This window comes from Kitasatospora sp. NPDC004289, from assembly GCF_053602875.1.
Genome location: NZ_JBSGEL010000059.1, coordinates 17539 through 38284 on the forward strand (window position 1 = coordinate 17539; position 20746 = coordinate 38284).

The 20746-nt window shown below is 73.1% G+C and carries 23 protein-coding genes; 18 read left to right on the forward strand and 5 right to left on the reverse strand.

All coding sequences use genetic code 11. The annotated features are described in order from the left end of the window. Positions 1 to 30 precede the first annotated feature (30 nt). The gene (locus tag ACWEPF_RS30420) at positions 31 to 1314 is read left to right on the forward strand and encodes a glycosyltransferase 87 family protein (RefSeq protein WP_452175089.1); all 1284 of its coding nucleotides are present in this window, start codon (positions 31 to 33) and stop codon (positions 1312 to 1314) included. Here ACWEPF_RS30420 and ACWEPF_RS30425 read toward each other — a convergent pair. Both ACWEPF_RS30425 and ACWEPF_RS30430 read right to left on the reverse strand, forming a co-directional pair. Next, complete coding sequence (locus ACWEPF_RS30425; protein ID WP_345282450.1) at positions 1302 to 2141, reverse strand: DUF3097 domain-containing protein; 840 nt, start codon at positions 2139 to 2141, stop codon at positions 1302 to 1304. The two genes, ACWEPF_RS30420 and ACWEPF_RS30425, sit on opposite strands and share 13 nt — an antisense overlap. A gap of 30 nt (positions 2142 to 2171) precedes the next feature. Further along, on the reverse strand, positions 2172 to 2906 hold the full coding sequence (locus ACWEPF_RS30430) for a DUF2785 domain-containing protein (RefSeq protein WP_452175090.1): 735 nt from the start codon (positions 2904 to 2906) through the stop codon (positions 2172 to 2174). Positions 2907 to 2961: 55 nt separating this feature from the next. Between ACWEPF_RS30430 and ACWEPF_RS30435 the strand changes: the two genes are divergently transcribed. Together ACWEPF_RS30435 and ACWEPF_RS30440 are read left to right on the forward strand one after the other, a co-directional pair. Next, a complete protein-coding gene (locus ACWEPF_RS30435; RefSeq protein ID WP_452175091.1) occupies positions 2962 to 3639 on the forward strand; it encodes a GNAT family N-acetyltransferase in 678 nt (225 codons plus the stop codon). A 45-nt stretch (positions 3640 to 3684) separates the two neighbouring features. Continuing rightward, on the forward strand, positions 3685 to 4146 hold the full coding sequence (locus ACWEPF_RS30440) for a DUF4440 domain-containing protein (protein WP_452175092.1): 462 nt from the start codon (positions 3685 to 3687) through the stop codon (positions 4144 to 4146). A gap of 12 nt (positions 4147 to 4158) precedes the next feature. Here the strand turns inward: ACWEPF_RS30440 and pspAB are convergent, their stop codons facing one another. Continuing rightward, positions 4159 to 4743, reverse strand: coding sequence for a PspA-associated protein PspAB (gene pspAB, locus ACWEPF_RS30445; protein ID WP_449795500.1), 585 nt, complete (start codon positions 4741 to 4743; stop codon positions 4159 to 4161). A gap of 17 nt (positions 4744 to 4760) precedes the next feature. After that, a complete protein-coding gene (gene htpX / locus ACWEPF_RS30450) occupies positions 4761 to 5675 on the reverse strand; it encodes a zinc metalloprotease HtpX (RefSeq protein WP_452175093.1) in 915 nt (304 codons plus the stop codon). A 205-nt stretch (positions 5676 to 5880) separates the two neighbouring features. On the opposite strand from htpX, the gene hrcA reads away from it, so the two are divergent. From hrcA to ACWEPF_RS30470, 4 genes are all read left to right on the forward strand, one after another. Then, positions 5881 to 6912 (forward strand): heat-inducible transcriptional repressor HrcA, encoded by a 1032-nt coding sequence (gene hrcA, locus ACWEPF_RS30455; protein ID WP_345282460.1) that lies wholly within the window; start codon positions 5881 to 5883, stop codon positions 6910 to 6912. 83 nt (positions 6913 to 6995) lie between these two features. After that, positions 6996 to 8138, forward strand: a complete 1143-nt coding sequence (gene dnaJ / locus ACWEPF_RS30460; protein WP_345282462.1) for a molecular chaperone DnaJ — start codon at positions 6996 to 6998, stop codon at positions 8136 to 8138. 30 nt (positions 8139 to 8168) lie between these two features. Continuing rightward, positions 8169 to 8918, forward strand: a complete 750-nt coding sequence (locus ACWEPF_RS30465; protein WP_452175094.1) for a 16S rRNA (uracil(1498)-N(3))-methyltransferase — start codon at positions 8169 to 8171, stop codon at positions 8916 to 8918. Positions 8919 to 9037: 119 nt separating this feature from the next. Next, positions 9038 to 12316 (forward strand): S41 family peptidase, encoded by a 3279-nt coding sequence (locus tag ACWEPF_RS30470; RefSeq protein ID WP_452175095.1) that lies wholly within the window; start codon positions 9038 to 9040, stop codon positions 12314 to 12316. A 9-nt stretch (positions 12317 to 12325) separates the two neighbouring features. Here ACWEPF_RS30470 and ACWEPF_RS30475 read toward each other — a convergent pair whose 3' ends face one another. Beyond that, the gene (locus ACWEPF_RS30475; protein WP_449795495.1) at positions 12326 to 12553 is read right to left on the reverse strand and encodes a hypothetical protein; all 228 of its coding nucleotides are present in this window, start codon (positions 12551 to 12553) and stop codon (positions 12326 to 12328) included. Here ACWEPF_RS30475 and ACWEPF_RS30480 point away from each other — a divergent pair. From ACWEPF_RS30480 to era, 11 genes are all read left to right on the forward strand, one after another. Then, the gene (locus tag ACWEPF_RS30480) at positions 12543 to 12896 is read left to right on the forward strand and encodes a hypothetical protein (RefSeq protein WP_452175096.1); all 354 of its coding nucleotides are present in this window, start codon (positions 12543 to 12545) and stop codon (positions 12894 to 12896) included. The genes ACWEPF_RS30475 and ACWEPF_RS30480 overlap by 11 nt on opposite strands. Positions 12897 to 13012: 116 nt before the next feature. After that, positions 13013 to 13366 carry a histidine triad nucleotide-binding protein gene (locus ACWEPF_RS30485; protein ID WP_345282470.1) on the forward strand — a complete coding sequence of 118 codons (354 nt, stop codon included), beginning with the start codon at positions 13013 to 13015 and terminating at the stop codon, positions 13364 to 13366. A gap of 4 nt (positions 13367 to 13370) precedes the next feature. Next, the gene (locus ACWEPF_RS30490; protein WP_345282471.1) at positions 13371 to 14288 is read left to right on the forward strand and encodes a ribonuclease Z; all 918 of its coding nucleotides are present in this window, start codon (positions 13371 to 13373) and stop codon (positions 14286 to 14288) included. A 188-nt stretch (positions 14289 to 14476) separates the two neighbouring features. After that, on the forward strand, positions 14477 to 15586 hold the full coding sequence (locus ACWEPF_RS30495; RefSeq protein WP_345282473.1) for a PhoH family protein: 1110 nt from the start codon (positions 14477 to 14479) through the stop codon (positions 15584 to 15586). Positions 15587 to 15600: 14 nt separating this feature from the next. Next, on the forward strand, positions 15601 to 16095 hold the full coding sequence (ybeY, locus tag ACWEPF_RS30500) for an rRNA maturation RNase YbeY (RefSeq protein WP_449795492.1): 495 nt from the start codon (positions 15601 to 15603) through the stop codon (positions 16093 to 16095). Positions 16096 to 16108: 13 nt separating this feature from the next. Next, complete coding sequence (locus ACWEPF_RS30505) at positions 16109 to 17440, forward strand: hemolysin family protein (RefSeq protein WP_452175097.1); 1332 nt, start codon at positions 16109 to 16111, stop codon at positions 17438 to 17440. Between the two features lie 47 nt (positions 17441 to 17487). Beyond that, positions 17488 to 18000, forward strand: a complete 513-nt coding sequence (locus ACWEPF_RS30510) for a DUF4383 domain-containing protein (protein ID WP_345282500.1) — start codon at positions 17488 to 17490, stop codon at positions 17998 to 18000. Between the two features lie 97 nt (positions 18001 to 18097). Next, positions 18098 to 19087: an aldo/keto reductase gene (locus ACWEPF_RS30515; protein ID WP_452175098.1), complete on the forward strand. Its 990-nt coding sequence runs from the start codon at positions 18098 to 18100 to the stop codon at positions 19085 to 19087. Between the two features lie 71 nt (positions 19088 to 19158). After that, positions 19159 to 19512 (forward strand): cytidine deaminase, encoded by a 354-nt coding sequence (locus ACWEPF_RS30520; protein ID WP_452175099.1) that lies wholly within the window; start codon positions 19159 to 19161, stop codon positions 19510 to 19512. 30 nt (positions 19513 to 19542) lie between these two features. Continuing rightward, positions 19543 to 19695 (forward strand): hypothetical protein, encoded by a 153-nt coding sequence (locus ACWEPF_RS30525; RefSeq protein ID WP_380149979.1) that lies wholly within the window; start codon positions 19543 to 19545, stop codon positions 19693 to 19695. Positions 19696 to 19731: 36 nt separating this feature from the next. Beyond that, positions 19732 to 20661: a GTPase Era gene (era, locus tag ACWEPF_RS30530; RefSeq protein WP_452175100.1), complete on the forward strand. Its 930-nt coding sequence runs from the start codon at positions 19732 to 19734 to the stop codon at positions 20659 to 20661. The last annotated feature ends 85 nt before the right edge of the window (positions 20662 to 20746 follow it).

Below are 20746 nucleotides of genomic sequence, written 5' to 3' on the forward strand. Positions count from 1 at the left end.
ATTCCAACTGGACCCGTTAGCCTTGGCCGGATGAGTGTGTTCTCCCCACGGCCGATCGGCCGCGTTCCGGTGCGCCCGGCGGCCGACCGGTGGTCGTCCTGGTGCCTGCCGCTGCTCCTGGTCAGCGCGGTCGCGGCGCTGGCGGTCGGGCTCTCCTCGCCGCCCGGGACGGCCCAGCGGTGGTGGGGCGTGTTCGCCGGGCCCGGCTACGGGGTGGCCGCGCTGGTGGCACTCGGTACCCGGGCGCGCTGGGGGCGGGCCGCTGCGGTGGTCGCGGTCCTCGGCTCACTGGTGGTGCCGCTGGTCTGGCTCACCGTGCTCGGGCGGGCCCAGATGGAGGTGGGGGTGATCGAGCGGGGTGCCCGCCTGCTGCTCGACACCGGTACTCCGTACCTGCACGCGCCGCAGGCGGTGAAGGAGTTCAACCCGTACCTGCCCGGGATGTCGCTCTTCGGGCTCCCGGCCGCGCTGTTCGGCGGCGGGGCGCTGACCGGAGCCAGGCTCTGGTTGGTGCTGGGCACCCTGGCGGCGCTGGTGTGGTCGGTACGGCTGGTCGCCACCGGGCCGTCAGCTGACGGCGCGTCAGTGGGGCCGGACCGGCTCACCCGGCTGCTCTGGATCGTGGCCTGCCCGGTGGTCGCGCTGCCGCTGGCGATCGGCGGGGTGGACCCGCCGGTGATCGCGCTGCTCTGCCTGGCCCTGGCCTTCGCCCAGCGCGGCGAGGCCGGCCGGGCCGGGGTGGTCGCCGGTCTGGCGGCGGCGTTGAAGTGGACGGCCTGGCCGGCCGTGCCGGTGCTGCTGGTGCTCCTCGCGGTCCGGTCCGGGCGCCGCGCGGCGCTGCGGTTCACCGCGGCCGCCGGGGCGGTCGCGCTGGTCGCGGTGGTACCGGTGCTGGTGGTCGATCCGGAGGCCTTCCGGCAGAGCGTGCTGCTCTACCCGTTCGGCCTGAGCGGCACCACCTCCACCGCCGCCAGCCCGCTGCTCGGGCAGTTGCTGGTCACGCTGCTGCCCGAGCACGGCAAGGCGGTCGCGGTGGTGCTGATCGGGTTGAGCGCAGTGGCCGTCGGGGTCTCCCTGGTGGTCCGGCCGCCGCGTGACGTGACGGCGGCGGCCGGTCGGCTGGCGCTCGGGCTGCTGCTGGCGATCCTGCTCTCGCCGGCGACCAGGATCGGCTACGCGGTTTACCCGGTGGTGCTGTACCTCTGGCCCCGGCTCTTCGTCACCAACCGCACCGTAGCTGCCGACCGCACCGACCGCGCCGACCGCCGCCCCGTGGGGGCTCGTGCCGACAGCCGGGCGGCTCAGCCCTCCTGACCCGCCGTCACGAAGTCGATCAGCTCCTCGACCCGGCCCAGCAGCGCCGGGTCGAGGTCGCGGAAGGAGTTCACCGAGGCCAGGATCCGCTTCCAGGCCGCCGGGGTGTCCTCCGGCCAGCCCAGCCGACGGCAGACCCCGAGCTTCCACTCCTCCCCGCGCGGCACCTCCGGCCAGCCGGGGATGCCCACGCTGGACGGCTTCACCGCCGCCCAGACGTCGATGTACGGGTGGCCGACCACCAGGACGTCGGCCCCGGTCACCTGCTGAGCGATCCGGTGCTCCTTGGTCCCCGGCAGCAGGTGGTCGACCAGCACCCCGAGCCGCCGCCCGGGCCCCGGGCCGAACTCCGCGACGATGGCCGGGAGGTCGTCGACGCCCTCCAGGTACTCCACCACCACGCCCTCGATCCGCAGGTCGTCGCCCCAGACCCGCTCGACCAGTTCGGCGTCGTGCCGCCCCTCCACGTAGATCCGCGACTCCCGGGCCACCCGGGCCCGAGCCCCCGGCACCGCCACCGAGCCCGAGGCGGTCCGTCCCGGCCCCTGCGGCGGCCCGGTCCTGGCCGCCACCGGCCGGACCAGGGTGACCACCCGGCCCTCCAGCAGGAAGCCGCGCGGCACCATCGGGAAGACCCGCTGCTTCCCGAACCGGTCCTCCAGCGTGACGGTGAACCCCTCCGCGGTCTTCTCGCACCGCACCACCGCCCCGCAGTACCCGGTGGCCGCCTCCTCCACCACCAGGTCGCGCTCCGCCGCCACCTCGGGCGCCGGCTGCTGCCGCTTCCACGGCGGGGTCAGGTCGGGTCCGTACTCCTTGCTCCGCATTCCCCGGAGTCTACGAGCCGCCCCCGCCCGTCACCCCGCATACGGTGCCGCGATCCTCAGCACGCCGGCCACCGCCTCCCGCACCGCCGCCCGGTGACGGAGCATCAGCGGCTCCCCCTGGTGCCCGCGCGGCCGCACCCCGCGGTCCGCCAGCAGGTAGACCACCCGGAGGGTGCGGAGGGTGTTCGACGCGAACGGCGGCATCGGCCCGGGCTCTCCCCGGCCGAACTCCTCGGCCACCAGGTCCAGCCACCCCACCGACTCACGCTCCGTCAGCTCCGCCCGGGTCAGCACCACCCCGAGCGCACAGCCGATCCGGTCGTCCTCCATGGAGTCGAAGACCTGCCCCGTCGGCGCCAGCAGCCGCCGCGCCCCCAGCTCCAGCAGCGGCGCGGGCTCCACCGCCGGGTGCCGGCCGAAGGCGGCCAGCAGGTCCGCCCCGTGCGCGGCGGCGTGCAGCCAGCCGAGCCCGGCGTCGTACCCGCGCAGGTCGGGCTCCGCGGGGTACCAGCGCGCGAACTCCTCCACCCACTCCGCCCGGTGGGCACCGGCCTCCACCAGCCGGGCCAGCACCAGCGCGGCGAAGCTCCGCACGTGCACCTCGGGATCGCCGAACCACCCGGCCAGCTCGTCCCCGAGCCGGGACCGCTCGGCCTCCTCCAGGCCGGGGACCAGCTCCGCCAGCCGGACGTAGGCGTGGTCGTCCCGGACGGCCGGATCGGGGGAGCGGAGGGCGCGCAGCAGGCCCGGAAGGTCGGATCTCATGGGCCGTCAGGGTACGGCGCGGTGTTCGGACGGGTGCGGTAGGGTCCGGGCCGTCGTGCACCGGATCGGGGGGCTGGGGATGACCGGGAGTTGGGCGCTGCGTCGCGTACCGGGACGGGGCTGCGGTGACGGGCGGCACTGGATCAGGACGGGGCACTTCGACCTCTACACGCCGCGGACCGTGCTCGACGTGATCGTGCTGGACGCCATGAGCGCGGACGAGGAGGCCCGGGAGCAGCTCGGTCTGGTGCGGGACGAGGCGTACACCGAGGAGCTGGTCGCCGACCTGCTGCGGCTGGGGAACGGCCGTTTCACGGCGGAGCAGCGCCGTCGGTTGAACCCCGGGCTGCGTCGGCCGACCCCGCTGACCGCCGGCCTCGTCGGCCTGCTGACGGTGGTGCACCGGAAGGACCGGCGCTACGCGGGGATGGCCTCCCTGAACCTGGAGGCCCGGGAGATCGGCGGGTGGCTGGCTCCGGACTACCGGTACCGGGGCTTCGGGGCCGAAGTCGCGGCGGCGGTCACCGACCTGGCGCACCGTCACTTCGGCCTCGCCACCGTCCGGGCCGGGACCGCCGTCACCAACCGGGCGGGCCTCCGGACGCTGGAGGCCGCCGGGTTCGTCCCGGCCGAGGGCCCGGCCCGGCACGTCCTTCCGAACGGCCGGGAGGTCGCCGCCGCCTGGTACCGGCACGGGGCGGACCACGTCCGCAGGTGCCGGGCACTGGGCTGACCGGACCCCTCCCGCTCGGTGCCATTGCACTGTTACTGTCCGGGCATGTCTTCGAACGACGCGGCCTCCAACGACACGGCCTCGAACGGCGCGGCCCCCGGCGACGGAGCCAAGCGCGAGATCGACGCCCTGACCGCCGAGTTCTTCGGCGCCTTCGACAACCGGGACGGCAAGCCCGCCGACGTCGGGCGGATCCGCCGGTTGATGGTGCCGGGCGGGGTGATCGTGGTGACCGGGCCGAGGTACACCGTCTACTCCGTCGAGGAGTTCGTCGCTCCCCGCGAGGAGTTGCTCGCGAACGGCCGCCTGACCGAGTTCCACGAGTGGGAGACCAGCGAGCGCACCGACATCGCCGGCGACATCGCCTGTCGCTTCGGCGAGTACGCCAAGTCGGGCTTCCTCGACGGCGCCGTGTACGAGGGCACGGGCACCAAGACGATGCAGTTCGTCCGCACGCCCCGGGACGGTTGGAGGATCACCGCCTTCTCCTGGTACGACCGTCCCTGAGCCGACGCCCCGTCACAGCCCGGGTGCTCCCCAGACGGGGAACCAGCGGTTGAGCTCCGGCTCCACCTTGAGGTCGTCGGCGAGCAGCGCCTTCACCTGGAGCTCCAGTGCGTTGTCGCGCCGTTCCACTCCGCCCGCCAGCGGGGCGAAGGGGTAGAAGGTGCCGCGCTTGTAGAGGTAGACCAGCCCGAGCGGCCGGTCGGCGCCGTCGCGGAACGAGACGATGGAGCACAGCAGTTGGGGCCCGAAGCCGTTGGCCTCCAGCTCGCCGTTGACCGCGTGCAGGTCGTTGACCAGTTCGGGGAGCTCCTCGGGGGCGTGCCGGGCCAGCAGCCAGGAGTAGCCGTAGGAGTCCCGGGAGGCCTCGACCGGGGTGCCGCCGCGGCCGGTGTCGGCGTCGAGCAGGGCGGTGACCTGGCGGGTCACCTCACCGAAGGCGCCGCCTTCGACGGCGGCGAAGCAGACCGAGCCGAGGCCGGTCGGGCGGAAGCCGGCGCCCGCCTCCAGGGTGAGGGCGGCGGAGGGGACGGCGAACAGCTGGTCCAGGTCCGGGCGGACGGGCTTGCTGCGGCCGAAGAGCGAGTCGAGGAATCCCATGGCGCGTGCGGCTCCCCTCAGCGGCCGAGTTCGGCGGAGATCCGCCCGAGCTGGTCGAGCCGCTGCTCCAGCGACGGGTGGGTGGACATCAGCTGACTCGCCGTCTCCCGGGCGCTCAGCGCGGGTGCGAAGTAGAAGGCGTTGTACGGCTGCGCCCGGCGCAGGTCCTCGGTGGGGATGGCCGAGATCTGGCCGGTGACCTTGGTGAGGGCGGAGGCCAGTGCGCTGGGGCGGCCGGTGAGCTGGGCGGCGGCGCGGTCGGCGGCCAGCTCGCGGTAGCGGGAGAGCAGGCGGGTGAGCAGGAAGCTGGCCGCGTAGACCACCATGCTGACCAGGGGGATCAGGATCATCGCGATGGCGGCGTTGTTGTCCTTGCTGCCGCGCCCGTTCAGGAAGCCGCCGTAGAGCGCGATCCGGGTGATCACCCCGGCCAGCACGCCGAGGAAGCCGGCGATGGTCATCACCGCGACGTCCCGGTGGGCGACGTGCGAGAGCTCGTGGGCGAGCACGCCCTCCAGCTCCTCGGGCTCCAGCCGTCGCAGCAGGCCGGTGGTGACGCAGACCACCGCGTTCTGCGGGTTGCGGCCGGTGGCGAAGGCGTTGGGCATGTCGGTGTCGGTGACCGCCACCCGGGGCTTGGGCATGTCGGCCAGGGCGCAGAGCCGGTCCACCGTGCCGTGGAGCTGCGGGTACTCCTCGGGGGTGACCTCGCGGGCGCCCATGGCGCGCTGGGTGATCCGGTCGCTGAACCAGAACTGCGCCACGAAGAGCCCGCCGGAGATCAGCACCACCAGCGGCCAGGCCCCGCGGAGCAGCACGATCAGCACCCCGGTGAAGCCCACGTACAGCAGCCCGATGACGAACATGGTGGTGACCATCCGGCCCGTCAGACCTCGGTCCGGGGCGAAGCGGGTGCGCCGTCCTGATGACATGTCTGCTCCTTGTATCCCGGTATGTCCGCTTTCGATGCTGCCACTACCGGACCGCCCCCGGGGCGAGGCCCAACTGACGGAGCAACGAGGATCACCTGAGCGCCCCGTTCCTGCCGTCACCCATGGGCCTTACACTGGCTGGTACTGCCCTGGCACTCTGCCCGTCTGAGTGCCAGCGGGCCTGGCCGAGAGGGAGGTGGGTGCCATGTACGGCGAGCGGCCGTTGGACGACCGCAAGCTCGCGGTGCTGCGCGCCATCGTCCAGGACTACGTCGGGACGGAGGAGCCGGTGGGCTCCAAGGCCCTGGTCGAGCGGCACAACCTCGGCGTCTCCCCGGCCACCGTGCGCAACGACATGGCGGCCCTGGAGGAGGACGGCTACATCCACCAGCCGCACACCAGTGCGGGCCGGATCCCCACCGACAAGGGGTACCGGCTGTTCGTGGACCGGCTGGCCGAGGTCAAGCCGATGAGCTCCCCGGAGCGCCGGGCCATCCGGCACTTCCTGGACGGCGCGGTGGACCTGGACGACACGGTGGCCCGCACGGTCCGGCTGCTGGCGCAGCTGACCAGGCAGGTCGCGGTGGTCCAGTACCCCTCGCTGAGCCGTTCGACGGTCCGTCACGTCGAGCTGGTGGCACTGGCCCCGGCCAAGGTGATGCTGGTCCTGATCACCAACACCGGCCGGGTCGAGCAGCGGATGGTGGACTGCCCGGGCGCGGTCGGCGAGACGGTCCTGGCGGACCTGCGCTCCCGGCTCAACGCCCAGGCGGTGGGCCGGCCGCTGCCGGAGGTCCCGGGCCTGCTGGAGGACCTCCCGTCCACCTTCGAGCCCGCCGACCGGCCGACGGTCTCCACCGTGCTGGCCACCCTGTTCGAGACCCTGGCGGAGCAGAACGAGGAGCGGATCATGCTGGCCGGCACGGCCAACCTGACCCGCTTCGGCCATGACTTCCCGCTCACCATCCAGCCGGTGCTGGAGGCCCTGGAGGAGCAGGTCGTCCTGCTCCGTCTCCTGGGTGAGACGGCGGACGCGGGGATGACGGTCCGGATCGGCCACGAGAACGCCTACGAGGGCCTCAATTCCACCTCGGTGGTCTCGGTCGGTTACGGTTCGGGCGATCAGAGTGTCGCGAAGCTGGGCGTGATCGGACCGACCCGGATGGACTACCCGGGCACAATGGGGGCGGTGCGAGCGGTGGCGCGGTACGTGGGCCAGATCCTGGCCGAGTCGTAGGCGAGTCGTAGGAACAGCTCGAAGATCAGCACTGTTCAGGACCAGTCGCAGCACTTCTAGAGGCGGAACAAGCGGAGCATTTGGTGGCCACGGACTACTACGCGGTACTCGGCGTCCGACGGGATGCGGGGCAGGACGAGATCAAGAAGGCGTTCCGGCGCCTCGCCCGCGAACTGCACCCGGACGTCAACCCGGACCCCAAGACGCAGGAGCGGTTCAAGGAGATCAACGCCGCCTACGAGGTGCTCTCAGACCCGGCCAAGCGCCAGGTCTACGACCTCGGCGGCGACCCGCTCTCGCCCAACGGCGGTGGCGGGGCCGGCGGCTTCGGCGCGGGCGCGGCGGGCTTCGGCTTCTCCGACATCATGGACGCGTTCTTCGGTGCGGCCTCGGGCCAGCGCGGCCCGCGCTCGCGCACCCGGCGCGGCCAGGACGCGATGATCCGCCTGGAGATCACCCTGGAGGAGGCCGCCTTCGGCACCACCAAGGAGCTCCAGGTCGACACCGCCGTCACCTGCACCACCTGCAACGGTGAGGGCGCGGCCCCCGGCACCTCGGCGCAGACCTGTGACATGTGTCGCGGCAAGGGCGAGGTCTCCCAGGTCACCCGGTCCTTCCTGGGCCAGGTCATGACCTCCCGCCCCTGCCCGCAGTGCCAGGGCTTCGGCACCGTCGTGCCGACCCCGTGCCCCGAGTGCGCCGGCGACGGCCGGGTCCGCGCCCGCCGCACCCTGACGGTCAAGATCCCGGCCGGTGTGGACAACGGCACCCGGATCCAGCTGGCCGGCGAGGGCGAGGTCGGCCCCGGCGGCGGCCCCGCCGGTGACCTCTACGTCGAGATCGCCGAGACCAGCCACGCGGTCTTCCAGCGGCGCGGGGACGACCTGCACTGCACCGTCACCATCCCGATGACGGCGGCCGCGCTCGGCACCCAGGTGCCGCTGCAGACCCTGGACGGGCTGGAGGAGGTCGACATCCGGCCCGGCACCCAGTCCGGCCAGTCGATCCCGCTGCACGGTCGGGGCATCACCCACCTGCGCGGCGGCGGCCGGGGCGACTTGATAGTGCACGTCGAGGTGCAGACCCCGACCAAGCTCGACCCGGAGCAGGAGGAACTGCTCCGGCGGATCGCCGTGCTCCGCGGCGAGGAGCGGCCCTCGGGTCAGTTCGCACCGGGCCAGCAGGGCCTGTTCTCCCGCCTGAAGGACGCGTTCAACGGTCGCTGAGACGGCGATCCGACCGAGGAGTAGCACCGCATGACCGCCCCCGTGTTCGTCGTGGAGTCCACACTGCTCGCCGGGGCCGCCCCCGGCTCGGTGGTGCGGCTGGACGGGCCCGAGGGGCGGCACGCGGCGGCCGTCAAGCGGCTGGAGCCCGGCGAGGCCGTCACCCTGGCGGACGGGCTCGGGCTCGGCGTCGAGGGTGCGGTGCGCGCCGTGCACGGCAAGGACGCGCTGGACGTCGAGGTGCTGGCGGTCCGTCAGGAGGCGGAGCCGGCGCCCCGGATCGTGGTGGTCCAGGCCCTTCCCAAGGGCGACCGGGGCGAGCTCGCGGTCGAGACCATGACCGAGGTCGGGGTGGACGTGGTGATCCCCTGGGCCGCCTCCCGCTGCATCACCCAGTGGAAGGGCGACCGGGGCGCCAAGGCGCTGGCCAAATGGCGCTCCACCGCCCGGGAGGCCGGCAAGCAGTCCCGCCGCCTGCGCTTCCCCGAGGTCCGCGACCTCATGACCACCCGTCAGCTGGCCCCGCTGCTCGCCGCCGCCTCCTTCGCCGCCGTCCTGCACGAGGAGGGCTCCGAGCCGCTGGCCACCGCCGCCCTCCCGGCCGCGGGGGACCTGGTGCTGGTGGTCGGCCCCGAGGGCGGGGTCTCCCCGGACGAGCTGGCCGCCTTCGCCGAGGCCGGGGCGAAGCCGCACCGTCTGGGCGCGTCCGTCCTGCGCACCTCCACCGCAGGCGTCGCGGCGGGCGCCCTCCTGCTCGGCCGCACCGGCCGCTGGGCCTGAGTCACCCGCCCCGGGCCGCCCATCCCGAGCCGCCGAACCCCGACCGTCGGCGGCGCCTCCGGCGCCCCAAGGTTCGCTGACAAAGAAACGCATGGCCCCCGGCCGACCCCCTGCATAGGGTGGCCGCCGTGACGACCTCTGCCGGCGCCTACCTGCGCCACCCTCACCTGCACGGCGACCTGCTGACCTTCGTCGCCGAGGACGACATCTGGCTGGCCCCGATCGACGGCGGCCGGGCCTGGCGCCTGACGGCGGACCAGGTCCCGGTGAGCCACCCCCGGTTCTCGCCGGACGGACGGCACGTCGCGTGGACCTCCACCCGGGACGGTGCGTCCGAGATCCACGTGGCGCCCGCCGACGGCGGCCCGTCCCGGCGCCTGACCCACTGGGGCGCGCCCCGCACCCGGCTGCGCGGCTGGACCGCCGACGGCCGCCCGGTCGCGGTCAGCCCGGCCGGGCAGGAGACGATGCGCCGCAGCTGGGCGTTCGCGATCCCGCTGGACGGCGGCGAGCCGGAGCGGCTGCCGTTCGGGCCGATCGGCGGGCTGGCCGAGGAGCCGGGCGGCCCGCGGACGCTGCTGCTGGCCCCGCTGACCACCGAGCCCGCCTACTGGAAGCGCTACCGGGGCGGCACCGCCGGGAAGCTCTGGATCGGCGAGCGCGGTGGCGAGTTCACCCGCCTGCACTCCGAGCTGGACGGCAAGGCCAACATCGACTCCCCGCTCTGGGTCGGCGACCGGATCGCCTTCCTCGCCGACCACGAGGGCACCGGTCAGCTGTACTCCAGCCTCCCGGACGGCTCCGACCTGCGCCGCCACACCGCCGACCAGGGCGGCTTCTACGCCCGCAACGCCACCACCGACGGCACCCGGGTGATCTGGCACAGCGCCGGCGAGCTGTGGCTCCTGGACGACCTGGACGGTGCCGAGCCGCGCCGCCTGGAGGTCACCCCGGCCGGCCCGCGCTCCGGCCGCCGACCCCACCCGGTCGCCGCGGCAGGGCAGTTGGAGACCGTCGCGCCCGACCGCACCGGCCGCGCCAGCGCCGTGGTGGTCCGCGGTTCGGTGCACTGGCTGACCCACCAGGAGGGTCCGGCCCGGGTGCTGGACGAGACCCCGGGGGTGCGCAACCGGCTGGCCCGGGTGGTGCCCGGGGCCGAGGGCGAGGACGGCGCGAAGGGCCCGCAGGGTGCGGTGTGGATCACCGACGCCCAGGGCGACGACGCCCTGGTGCACGCCCCCGAGGTGCTGGGCGCCGAGCGCCGGGTGCTGGCCGCCGGGCAGCTCGGCCGGGTGCACTCGATGGTGGTCTCCCCGGACGGCGCCAGCCTGGCGCTGGCCGTGCACGACGGCCGGGTGCTCCAGCTCCTGCTGGCCGACGGCACCGTCCACGAGCTGGCCCGCAGCGGCCAGGGCGAGGTCACCGGCCTGGCCTTCTCACCGGACTCGCGCCACCTGGCCTGGTCCCAGCCGACCCTCGGCGCCGAGTCGCTGCGGCAGATCGTGCTGGCCGACCTGACGGACCGTTCGGTGGCCGAGGTCACCCCGCAGCGCTTCGTCGACTACGCCCCGGCCTTCACCGCCGACGGCAAGCACCTGGCGTTCCTCTCGGTCCGCAACTTCGACCCGGTCTACGACGCGCACGTCTTCGACCTCTCCTTCCCGACCGGTGCCCGCCCGTACCTGGTCACCCTGGCCGCCGACACCCCCTCGCCCTTCGGCCCGCAGCGGGCCGGGCGCTCGCTCACCGGCGAGGACGAGGAGCCGGCCGCCAAGAAGAAGGACGAGGAGAAGAAGGACGGCGAGGAGGCGAAGGAGCAGGACAAGGAGAAGGCCCCGGAGACCAGGGTCGACCTGGAGGGGATCGCCGACCGGATCATCGCCTTCCCGGTCGAGGGCGGCCAGTTCGGCGGCCTGCGCGCGGTCAAGGACGGCGTGCTCTGGACCAGGTACCCGCTGCTCGGCATGCTCGGCGACAACGCCGCCTCGCTGGACGACGACGAGGCCCGCCCGGTGCTGGAGCGCTTCGACTTCAAGAAGCGCCGGGCCGAGGAGCTGGTCTCCGAGCTGGACGGCTTCGCGCTCAGCGGCGACGCCGGCCGGGTGGTGGTCCTCGACCAGGGCACCGTCCGGGTGGTCCCGGCGGACCACAAGGCCGGTGAGGACGACGACCTGACGGTGGACCTGGACCGGCTGCGGATCACCGTGGACCCGGCGGCCGAGTGGCGGCAGATGTTCGACGAGAACGGCCGCCTGATGCGGGACAACTTCTGGCGCGCCGACCTGGGCGGGGTGGACTGGGCCGGGGTGCTGGACCGCTACCGTCCGCTGGTGGACCGCCTCGGCAGCCACGACGACCTGGTGGACCTGCTCTGGGAGACCGTCGGCGAGCTGGGCACCTCGCACGCCTACGTGATGCCGCCCGGCCGGGGCACCGAGCCGGCGCGCCGTCAGGGCCTGCTCGGCGCCGACCTGGTGAAGGACGGCGAGGTCTGGCGGGTGGCCCGGGTGCTGCCCGGCGAGTCCTCCGACCCGCGCGCCCGCTCCCCGCTGGCCGCCCCCGGTGCGGCCGTCCGGCCCGGGGACGCGCTGCTCGCGGTGAACGGCCGCCCGGTCGACCCGGTCACCGGCCCGGCCCCGCTGCTGGCGGGCACCGCCGGCCAGCCGGTCGAGCTCACGGTCGCGGGCCCGGACGGCACCGAGCGACACCCGGTGGTGGTGCCGCTGGCCGACGAGGAGGCGCTGCGCTACCACGACTGGGTGGCCGGCCGGCGGGCCGCCGTCCGCGCGCTCTCCGACGGGCGGCTCGGCTACCTGCACGTCCCGGACATGCAGGTGGGCGGTTGGGCCCAGATCCACCGCGACCTGCGGGTCGAGATGTCCAAGGAGGGCGTGATCGTCGACCTGCGGGAGAACCGCGGCGGCCACACCTCCCAGCTGATCATCGAGAAGCTCACCCGCAAGGTGGTCGGCTGGGACTACGCCCGCGACCTGGCCACCCCCGCCCCGTACCCGCAGGACGCCCCGCGCGGCCCGGTGGTGGCGCTGGCCGACCAGTTCTCGGGCTCGGACGGCGACATCGTCAACGCGGCGATCCAGGCGCTCGGCATCGGCCCGGTGGTCGGCACCCGTACCTGGGGCGGCGTGATCGGCATCGACGGCCGCTACAGCCTGGTCGACGGCACCGGCGTCACCCAGCCCAAGTACTCGTTCTGGCTGGAGGGTTACGGCTGGGGCGTGGAGAACCACGGCGTGGACCCGGACGTCGAGGTGCCGATCGCCCCGCACCAGTGGGCCAACGGCGAGGACCCGCAGCTGGCCGAGGGCGTCCGCATCGCGCTGGCCGCACTCGCCGAGCGCCCGGCCGTCACCGCCCCGGAGCTGCCCGAACTGCCCTAGGGCCTGGCTCTAGCGGCGGCGGGCCCGGCGGACCAGGAAGAGCACCAGGCCGCCGATCAGCAGCACCGGGAGCAGGAGCAGCAGGAGCAGCAGCCCGCCGAGGCCGCCGAGGAAGGAGGACTTCTTCTTCTTGGCCGGAGCGGGCTGCTTGCTGACCACCAGCGGAGTCGGGGACGCGGAGGAGGAGGCGGGGGCGGGTTGCCGGGTCGCACCGAGACCGGTGGTGGTGCCGCTCACGCCGCTGCTCGGGGTGCTGTTCGAACTGCTGCTCCCCGAGGTGGGCTTGGACACCCCGCCGGTGGTGCCGCTGGTGCCGCTCACGCCGCTGCTCGAGGTGCTGTCCGAACTGCCGGTCCCCGAGGTGGGCTTGGACACCCCGCCGCTGGTGCCGCCGGTGGACGACGAACCGCCGGTGGACGAACCGCCCGAGCTCGTCGTCCGGCTCTTCGAACCCCCGCTGCTGCTGCTCTTGCTGCCGCTGCTGCCCCCGGTCTTCGCCTCGGTGGGCACGGCCGCACCGGCCAGCAGCACCCCGACCAGGGCGGTGGTGCTCAACAGGGCGGGCAGGCGGCGCATGTGACGCTCCGTGGGGGTGGGGCGGTGGACGGCCGGGAAACGTACCACAGGGCCCCACCCGGGAGGCAGGCCCTGGGCTAGGCTGCGACCGTATCCGGAACGATCAGCGAGGAGACCGTGATGGCCGGCGAGCCGCAGTCCGACTGCCTGTTCTGCAAGATCGTGGCGGGGGAGATCCCGGCCACCGTGGTCCGCAAGACCGAGCGCACGCTCGCCTTCCGGGACATCAGCCCGCAGGCCCCCACGCACGTCCTGGTGATCCCGCACGCGCACTACCCGAACGCGGCCGAACTCGCCGCCGCCGAGCCGGAGATCGCCGGCGAGCTGCTGGCCGAGGCCGGCGAGGTGGCCAGGGACGAGGGCCTGGACTCCTACCGCCTGATCTTCAACACCGGTGCGGGCGCGGGCCAAACGGTTTTCCACGCCCACGTGCACGTGCTCGGCGGCCGCAAGCTCCACGAGGGCCTGGTCTGATCCCGTGTCCCAGCGCGAACTCGTCGTCCTCGGCACCGCCAGCCAGGTGCCCACCCGGCACCGCAACCACAACGGCTACCTGCTCCGCTGGGACGGCGAGGGCCTGCTGTTCGACCCCGGCGAGGGGACGCAGCGTCAGATGCTGCACGCCGGGGTCTCCGCCACCCAGCTGACCAGGCTCTGCGTCACGCACTTCCACGGCGACCACTCGCTGGGCCTGGCCGGGGTGATCCAGCGGATCAACCTCGACAAGGTCCCGCACCCGGTGGACGCCTACTACCCGGCCAGCGGCCAGGTCTTCTTCGACCGGCTCCGGCACGCCACCGCCTTCCACGAGACCGCCGAGCTGCGCCCCCGGCCGATCGAGGAGCCCGGGCCGCTGACCGCCCCGGGCGCCGCCTTCGAGCTGAGCGCCGTCCGGCTCTCGCACCCGGTCGACTCCTTCGGCTACCGGCTCGCCGAGCCGGACTCGACCCGGCTGATCCCGGCCCGGCTGGCGGAACTCGGCATCGCCGGCCCGGCGGTCGGCCGCCTCCAGCGCGCCGGCTCGGTCGAACTGGACGGGCGGACCGTCACCCTGGCCGAGGTCAGCGAACCCCGCCCGGGGCAGCGGTTCGCCTTCGTGATGGACACCCGGCTCTGCGACGGGGTGGGCGAACTCGCCCAGGACGCGGACCTGTTGGTGATCGAGGCGACCTTCCTGGAGTCCGAGGCCCACCTCGCCGAGGAGCACGGCCACCTCACCGCCGCCCAGGCCGCCCGGGTGGCCGCCGAGGCCGGGGTGCGCACCCTGGTGCTGACCCACTTCTCCCAGCGCTACCCGGACCTGAGCGGTCATCTGGCCGAGGCCCGCAAGCACTTCGACGGCGAGCTGGTGGTTGCCCAGGACCTGGCCCGGGTAGCCGTACCGCCGCGACGGTGAGCCGGCGGAGGCATCCGCGGGCACCCGGAGGCGCACGGAAAACCACTCGCATCCGCACGCTTCCTCCCGGACCATCGGAAGCCGCGTCACCGCAGTGACCCGGTGCGCGGCGTACCCTGGTGACCCCGGAGAACCGAGCGGCACCCCTAGACGACGGATGGGATGAGGCAGGCCCGAGCGGCCGACCCATGACTGAGACACCGCAGACCCGTACCAACGGACAGTCGCGTCCCCACGGGGACGCCGCCGCCACCGCCCGGATCACCATCCCCGAGAAGCACCCCATGGTCACCCTGCTCGGGGCGACCGACTCGCTGCTCCGGGTGATCGAGCAGGGCTTCCCGGACGCCGACATCCACGTCCGCGGCAACGAGGTGACCGCGACCGGCGCCCGCGCCGAGGTCGCCCTCGTCCAGCAGCTGTTCAACGAGATGATGCTGGTGCTGCGCACCGGCCAACCCCTGACGGAGGACGCCGTGGAGCGCTCCATCGCCATGCTCAGGAGCGCCGCCGACGACCCGGCCCACCCGGCCCCGTCCGAGGTCTTCACCGCGAACATCCTGTCCAACCGGGGCCGCACCATCCGCCCCAAGACGCTCAACCAGCAGCGCTACGTCGACGCGATCGACAAGCACACCATCGTCTTCGGCCTCGGCCCGGCCGGTACCGGCAAGACCTACCTCGCGATGGCCAAGGCCGTCCAGGCCCTCCAGGCCAAGGAGGTCAACCGGATCATCCTGACCCGGCCGGCCGTCGAGGCGGGGGAGCGGCTGGGCTTCCTGCCCGGCACCCTCTACGAGAAGATCGACCCGTACCTGCGCCCGCTCTACGACGCGCTGCACGACATGATGGACCCGGACTCCATCCCCCGGCTGATGGCCGCGGGCACCATCGAGGTCGCCCCGCTCGCCTACATGCGCGGCCGGACCCTGAACGACGCCTTCATCATCCTGGACGAGGCCCAGAACACCTCGCCCGAGCAGATGAAGATGTTCCTCACCCGCCTGGGCTTCAACTCCCGGGTCGTGGTGACGGGTGACACCAGCCAGATCGACCTCCCCGGCGGCACCCGCTCCGGTCTCAAGGTGGTCCAGGAGATCCTCGTCGACGTGCCGGACATCCACTTCTCGGTGCTCACCAGCACCGACGTGGTCCGGCACAAGCTGGTCGGCCGGATCGTGGACGCCTACGAGCGCTGGGACGCCCAGCAGGAGGCCGCCGAGGCCCCGGCACCCCGAAAGCCCGTCCAGCGGAAGGGCGCCCGTGCCCCCCGCCAGTCCCATCGCACCGAAAGCTGAGTAACCAGCCCGTCATGTCGATCGACATCGCCAACGAGTCCGACTGGGAGGTCGACGAGGAGTCCATCCTCGACGTCGCCCGCTACGCCCTCGACCAGATGCGGATCCACCCGCAGGCGGAGCTCTCCGTCATCCTGGTCGACAGCGCCCAGATGGAGGAGCTGCACATCCAGTGGATGGACCTCCCCGGTCCCACCGACGTGATGTCGTTCCCGATGGACGAGCTGCGCCCCGGCAAGGAGGGCGAGGACCTTCCGCAGGGCCTGCTCGGTGACATCGTGCTCTGCCCCGAGGTCGCCAAGCAGCAGGGCCTGGACGCCCCGACCAAGCACGCGATGGACGACGAGCTGCAGCTGCTCACCGTCCACGGGGTGCTCCACGTGCTCGGCTACGACCACGAGGAGCCGGAGGAGAAGGAGGTCATGTTCGGCCTCCAGAAGCGGATCCTGGACGACTGGCGGGCCGGCCGCGGCCTCTCCGCCATCTCGCCCGCCCCGACCACCCACTGAGGCGCGGCCTCCTGTGAGTGGCAACAGTACGAGCCTCCTCGTCGGGGCTCTCCTCCTCGTCGTGCTCGGCTGGCTGGCGGCCTGCGCCGAGGCCGGCATCTCCCGGGTCTCCCGGTTCCGCGCCGAGGAGGCCGTCCGGGCCGGGCGGCGCGGGGCCGACCGGCTGCTGACGCTGGCCTCCGACCCGATCCGCTACCTCAACCTGGCCACCCTGATCCGGGTGTCCAGCGAGATGGCGGCCGCCGTCCTGGTCACCGTGGTCTGCGTGCGCAGCATCGAGGTGACCTGGCAGGCGGTGCTGCTGGCCTTCGCCGTGATGGTGCTGGTCTCCTTCGTCGCGGTCGGCGTCTCGCCCCGCACCATCGGCCGCCAGCACCCGCTGACCACCTCGACCGCGGCCTCCTTCGTGCTGCTCCCGCTGGCCGGGGTGCTCGGGCCGATCCCCAAGCTGCTGATCCTGCTGGGCAACGCGCTCACCCCGGGCAAGGGGTACAAGGAGGGGCCGTTCGCCTCCGAGGCAGAGCTGCGGGCCCTGGTCGACCTGGCGGAGAAGGACGACCTGATCGAGGACGAGGAGCGCCGGATGGTGCACTCGGTCTTCGAGCTGGGCGACACCATCGTCCGCGAGGTGATGGTGCCGCGCACCGACCTGGTGATGATCGAGCGTCACAAGACGGTCCGTCAGGCCCTCACCCTCGCCCTGCGCTCCGGCTTCTCCCGGATCCCGGTGGTGGGCGAGAACGAGGACGACGTGGTCGGCATCGTCTACCTCAAGGACCTGGTCCGGCGCACCCACATCAACCGGGACTCGGAGTCCGAGCCGGTCTCCTCGGTGATGCGCCCGGCGGTCTTCATCCCGGACTCCAAGCCGGCCGCCGACCTGCTGCGCGAGATGCAGCAGATGCGCTCGCACGTGGCGATCGTGATCGACGAGTACGGCGGCACCGCCGGGCTGGTGACGATCGAGGACATCCTGGAGGAGATCGTCGGTGAGATCACCGACGAGTACGACCGGGAGGTCCCGCCGGTCGAGGACCTCGGGGACGGCTCGTACCGGATCACCGCCCGCCTGCTGGTGGAGGACTTCGGCGAGCTGTTCGGCCTCCAGCTGGAGGACGAGGACGTGGAGACGGTCGGCGGCCTGCTGGCCAAGCACCTCGGCCGGGTGCCGATCCCGGGCTCCTCGGTCGACCTCCCGGTGCCGGAGGACTCCGGCTCGGACCTGACCGCGATCCGGCTCACCGCCGAGAGCGCGGCGGGCCGGCGCAACCGGATCGGCACCGTGCTGGTCGCCCCGCTGCGGGAGCAGGACGAGCCCGGGGAGGGCACCGACCCCGAGGAGTAGCGTGGACAGCGGGGTCCCCGCCGCACTCCCTCGGGAGGTACGCCGTGTTGAAGCTCAAGGACGACCTGCCGGTCGACCACCGGCTGGCGCAGGTCTACCGCTTCGGGGCCGGGTTGGGCGGGGTCTTCCTGCTGTTCTTCGGCATCCTCGGACTGCTGGACCGCCCGGGCTTCCTGGACACCCAGGGGGACCGGGTGGCCGGCATGAGCAGCAACGGCCTGCTCGGGCTGCTCTCGGTGGTGGTCGGCCTGGTGCTGATCGCCGGCGCCGCGATCGGGGGCAACGTGGCCTCCTGGATCAACATGGTGGTCGGCACGGTCTTCGTCGGGGCCGGCTTCGTCGGGCTGATGATCCTGGACTCGGACGCCAACTTCCTGGCATTCGGCATGTCCAACGTGATCTTCAGCTTCCTGTTCGGCCTGACGGTCGCCACCTTCGGCATGTACGGCCGGGTCAGCCGGCACCTGCCGCACGACAACCCCTACTGGCGCGAGCGGCACGCCCGTTACGCCGAGGCCCTGCGCGGCCCGACCGGGCCGCCCGCGGTGCCCGGCCACTGAGACGGGCCCGCCGGTTCCGAGAATTCACCTGACGGGTCGTCAGTTCGAGCGGTAGGAAGGGATCTTCACGTACGTCTTCCACGCACGAGGAGATCCGATGACCGCCCGCACCCTGGGTACGCTCAGCACCGCCCCGATCGGCTTCGGGGCGATGGTGCTCTCGCCCGGCATGTACGGGGAGACCGACGACGACCGCGGCGAGCGGGCGGTGCTCGCCGCCCTGGACGCCGGGGTCACCATGTTCGACACCGCGGACGGCTACGGCGCCGACGGCCACAACGAGCGGCTGCTCGGCCGGGCGCTGGCCGGGCGGCGGGACGAGGTGGTGCTGGCCACCAAGTTCGGCTTCCGGATCCCGGAGGGCGCCGAGGCGCACCGCTTCCCGGTCAGCTACGCCTTCGGCGAGCTGGCGGTCAACGCCGAGCCGAAGCACGTCCGGGGCTACGCCGAGCAGTCGCTGCGCAACCTGGCCACCGACGTGATCGACCTCTACTACCCGCACTTCCCGGACCCGCAGGTGCCGCTGGCCGACACCGTCGGCGCGGTGGCCGAGCTGGTGGAGGCCGGGCTGGTGCGCCACCTGGGGCTGTCCAACGTGACCGCCGCCCAGCTGCGCGAGGCGCACGCGGTGCACCCGGTGGCCGCGGTGCAGGTGCAGTGGTCGATGTGGCAGCCGGCCGACCCGGAGCTGCTGGCCGCCGCCCGGGAGCTCGGCGTCGGGCTGGTGGCCTGGAGCCCGCTCGGCGGCGGCTTCCTGACCGGCACCGTGCAGCAGCTGAAGGAGGGCGACTTCCGGAAGAACCTGGAGCGCTTCGACGAGGCCAACCTCAAGGCCAACAACGACCACTACGCGCCGGTGCGGGCGATCGCCGCCGAGCTCGGCCTGAGCGCCGGTCAGCTGGCGCTGGCCTGGCTGCTGCACCAGGACGACCACGTGGTCCCGATCCCGGGCAGCCGCACCCCGGCGCACATCGCCGACAACACCGCGGCGGCCGAGGTCCGGCTCTCGGCGGCCGACCTGGCCCGGGTGGACGCGGCGCTGGCCGCCTTCGCGCCGGCCGGGAAGGGCGACCTGCTGGACGCCTGAGCGGCGGCCGGGAAGGGTGCTCTGCCGGACGCCCGAGCGGCGGCCGGTGCGGGTCTCCTATGCTCAGCGGCATGACCGATCAGACTGAGCAGACCCAGCTGGACCCCGAGGACAAGAAGATCATCACGCTGGCCCGCTCGGCCCGCGCCCGCAACGGCGTGGCCGAGGGGGCCGCCGTCCGCGACGAGACCGGGCGGACGTACGTGGCGGGCAGCGTGGAGCTGCCCTCGCTGCGGCTGACGGCGCTGCAGACCGCCGTGGCGATGGCGGTGGCCAGCGGGGCCAAGGGCCTGGAGGCCGCCGCCGTGGTCACCGCGGCCGACGCCCCGGCCGAGGGCGACCTGGCCGCCGTCCGCGATCTGGGCGGCCCGTCCGCCCCGGTGCTGCTGGCCGGCCCGGACGGGACCTTCCGGCAGGCCTTCTGAGGGTGTCGGCAGATCGATAATCTGACCGGCATGGGTGGATGTGCTTTCCTCGCGGGTGTGTTGCTGACCCTGATGGGGTTGGGGCGGTGGCACGAGACCGGATCGCCGTACTGGCTGATCGGGTCTCTGCTGCTGTTCGTCCTGCTACTGGTGGGCGCGGCGACGGGCAAGAAGGCCCGCTGACCGAGTCCGGTCGGACGATCAGGGAGAATGGTGCGCATGAGTAGCCCTTCTTCCCCGTACCGCTCCGGGTTCGCGTGCTTCGTCGGCCGCCCCAACGCGGGCAAGTCGACCCTGACCAACGCCCTGGTCGGGACGAAGGTCGCGATCACCTCCGACCGTCCGCAGACCACCCGGCACACCGTGCGCGGCATCGTGCACCGTCCGGACGCCCAGCTGGTGCTGGTCGACACCCCCGGCCTGCACAAGCCCCGCACCCTGCTCGGCGAGCGGCTGAACGACCTGGTCCGCTCGACCTGGGCCGAGGTGGACGTGATCGGCTTCTGCCTGCCCGCCGACCAGAAGCTCGGCCCCGGCGACAAGTTCATCGCCAAGGAACTGGCCGAGATCAGGAAGACCCCCAAGGTCGCGATCGTCACCAAGACCGACCTGGTCGACTCCAAGCGGCTGGCCGAGCAGCTGATCGCCGTCCACCAGCTCGGCGCCGAGCTGGGCATCGAGTGGGCCGAGATCATCCCGGTCTCCGCCGTCGGCGACCAGCAGGTCGAGCTGGTCGGCGAGCTGATCACCAAGCTGCTCCCCGAGGGCCAGCCGCTCTACCCGGACGGTGACCTCACCGACGAGCCCGAGCAGATCATGGTCGCCGAGCTGATCCGCGAGGCCGCGCTGGAGGGCGTCCGGGACGAGCTCCCGCACTCGCTGGCCGTGGTGGTCGAGGAGATGATCCCCCGCGAGGACCGTCCGGCGGACCGGCCGCTGCTCGACATCCACGCCAACGTCTACATCGAGCGGCAGTCCCAGAAGGCCATCGTGATCGGCGCGAAGGGCTCCCGCCTCAAGCACGTCGGCACCACCGCCCGCAAGCAGATCGAGGCCCTGCTGGGCACCCCGGTCTACCTCGACCTGCACGTCAAGGTCGCCAAGGACTGGCAGCGCGACCCGAAGCAGCTGCGCAAGCTCGGCTTCTGACGCCCCGTAGCACCACGACGGCCCGTACCCCCGGTGGGGTGCGGGCCGTCGCCGTGTTCCGTGCCGACCCGGCCGCGGTCCGCCG

Coding starts and splice junctions, on each gene's coding strand:
- ACWEPF_RS30420 (WP_452175089.1), top strand. CDS start 31: ATGAGTGTGTTCTCCCCACGGCCGATCGGCCGCGTTCCGGTGCGCCCG.
- ACWEPF_RS30425 (WP_345282450.1), bottom strand. CDS start 2,141: ATGCGGAGCAAGGAGTACGGACCCGACCTGACCCCGCCGTGGAAGCGG.
- ACWEPF_RS30430 (WP_452175090.1), bottom strand. CDS start 2,906: ATGAGATCCGACCTTCCGGGCCTGCTGCGCGCCCTCCGCTCCCCCGAT.
- ACWEPF_RS30440 (WP_452175092.1), top strand. CDS start 3,685: ATGTCTTCGAACGACGCGGCCTCCAACGACACGGCCTCGAACGGCGCG.
- pspAB (WP_449795500.1), bottom strand. CDS start 4,743: ATGGGATTCCTCGACTCGCTCTTCGGCCGCAGCAAGCCCGTCCGCCCG.
- htpX (WP_452175093.1), bottom strand. CDS start 5,675: ATGTCATCAGGACGGCGCACCCGCTTCGCCCCGGACCGAGGTCTGACG.
- hrcA (WP_345282460.1), top strand. CDS start 5,881: ATGTACGGCGAGCGGCCGTTGGACGACCGCAAGCTCGCGGTGCTGCGC.
- ACWEPF_RS30465 (WP_452175094.1), top strand. CDS start 8,169: ATGACCGCCCCCGTGTTCGTCGTGGAGTCCACACTGCTCGCCGGGGCC.
- ACWEPF_RS30485 (WP_345282470.1), top strand. CDS start 13,013: ATGGCCGGCGAGCCGCAGTCCGACTGCCTGTTCTGCAAGATCGTGGCG.
- ACWEPF_RS30495 (WP_345282473.1), top strand. CDS start 14,477: ATGACTGAGACACCGCAGACCCGTACCAACGGACAGTCGCGTCCCCAC.
- ybeY (WP_449795492.1), top strand. CDS start 15,601: ATGTCGATCGACATCGCCAACGAGTCCGACTGGGAGGTCGACGAGGAG.
- ACWEPF_RS30515 (WP_452175098.1), top strand. CDS start 18,098: ATGACCGCCCGCACCCTGGGTACGCTCAGCACCGCCCCGATCGGCTTC.
- ACWEPF_RS30520 (WP_452175099.1), top strand. CDS start 19,159: ATGACCGATCAGACTGAGCAGACCCAGCTGGACCCCGAGGACAAGAAG.
- ACWEPF_RS30525 (WP_380149979.1), top strand. CDS start 19,543: ATGGGTGGATGTGCTTTCCTCGCGGGTGTGTTGCTGACCCTGATGGGG.
- era (WP_452175100.1), top strand. CDS start 19,732: ATGAGTAGCCCTTCTTCCCCGTACCGCTCCGGGTTCGCGTGCTTCGTC.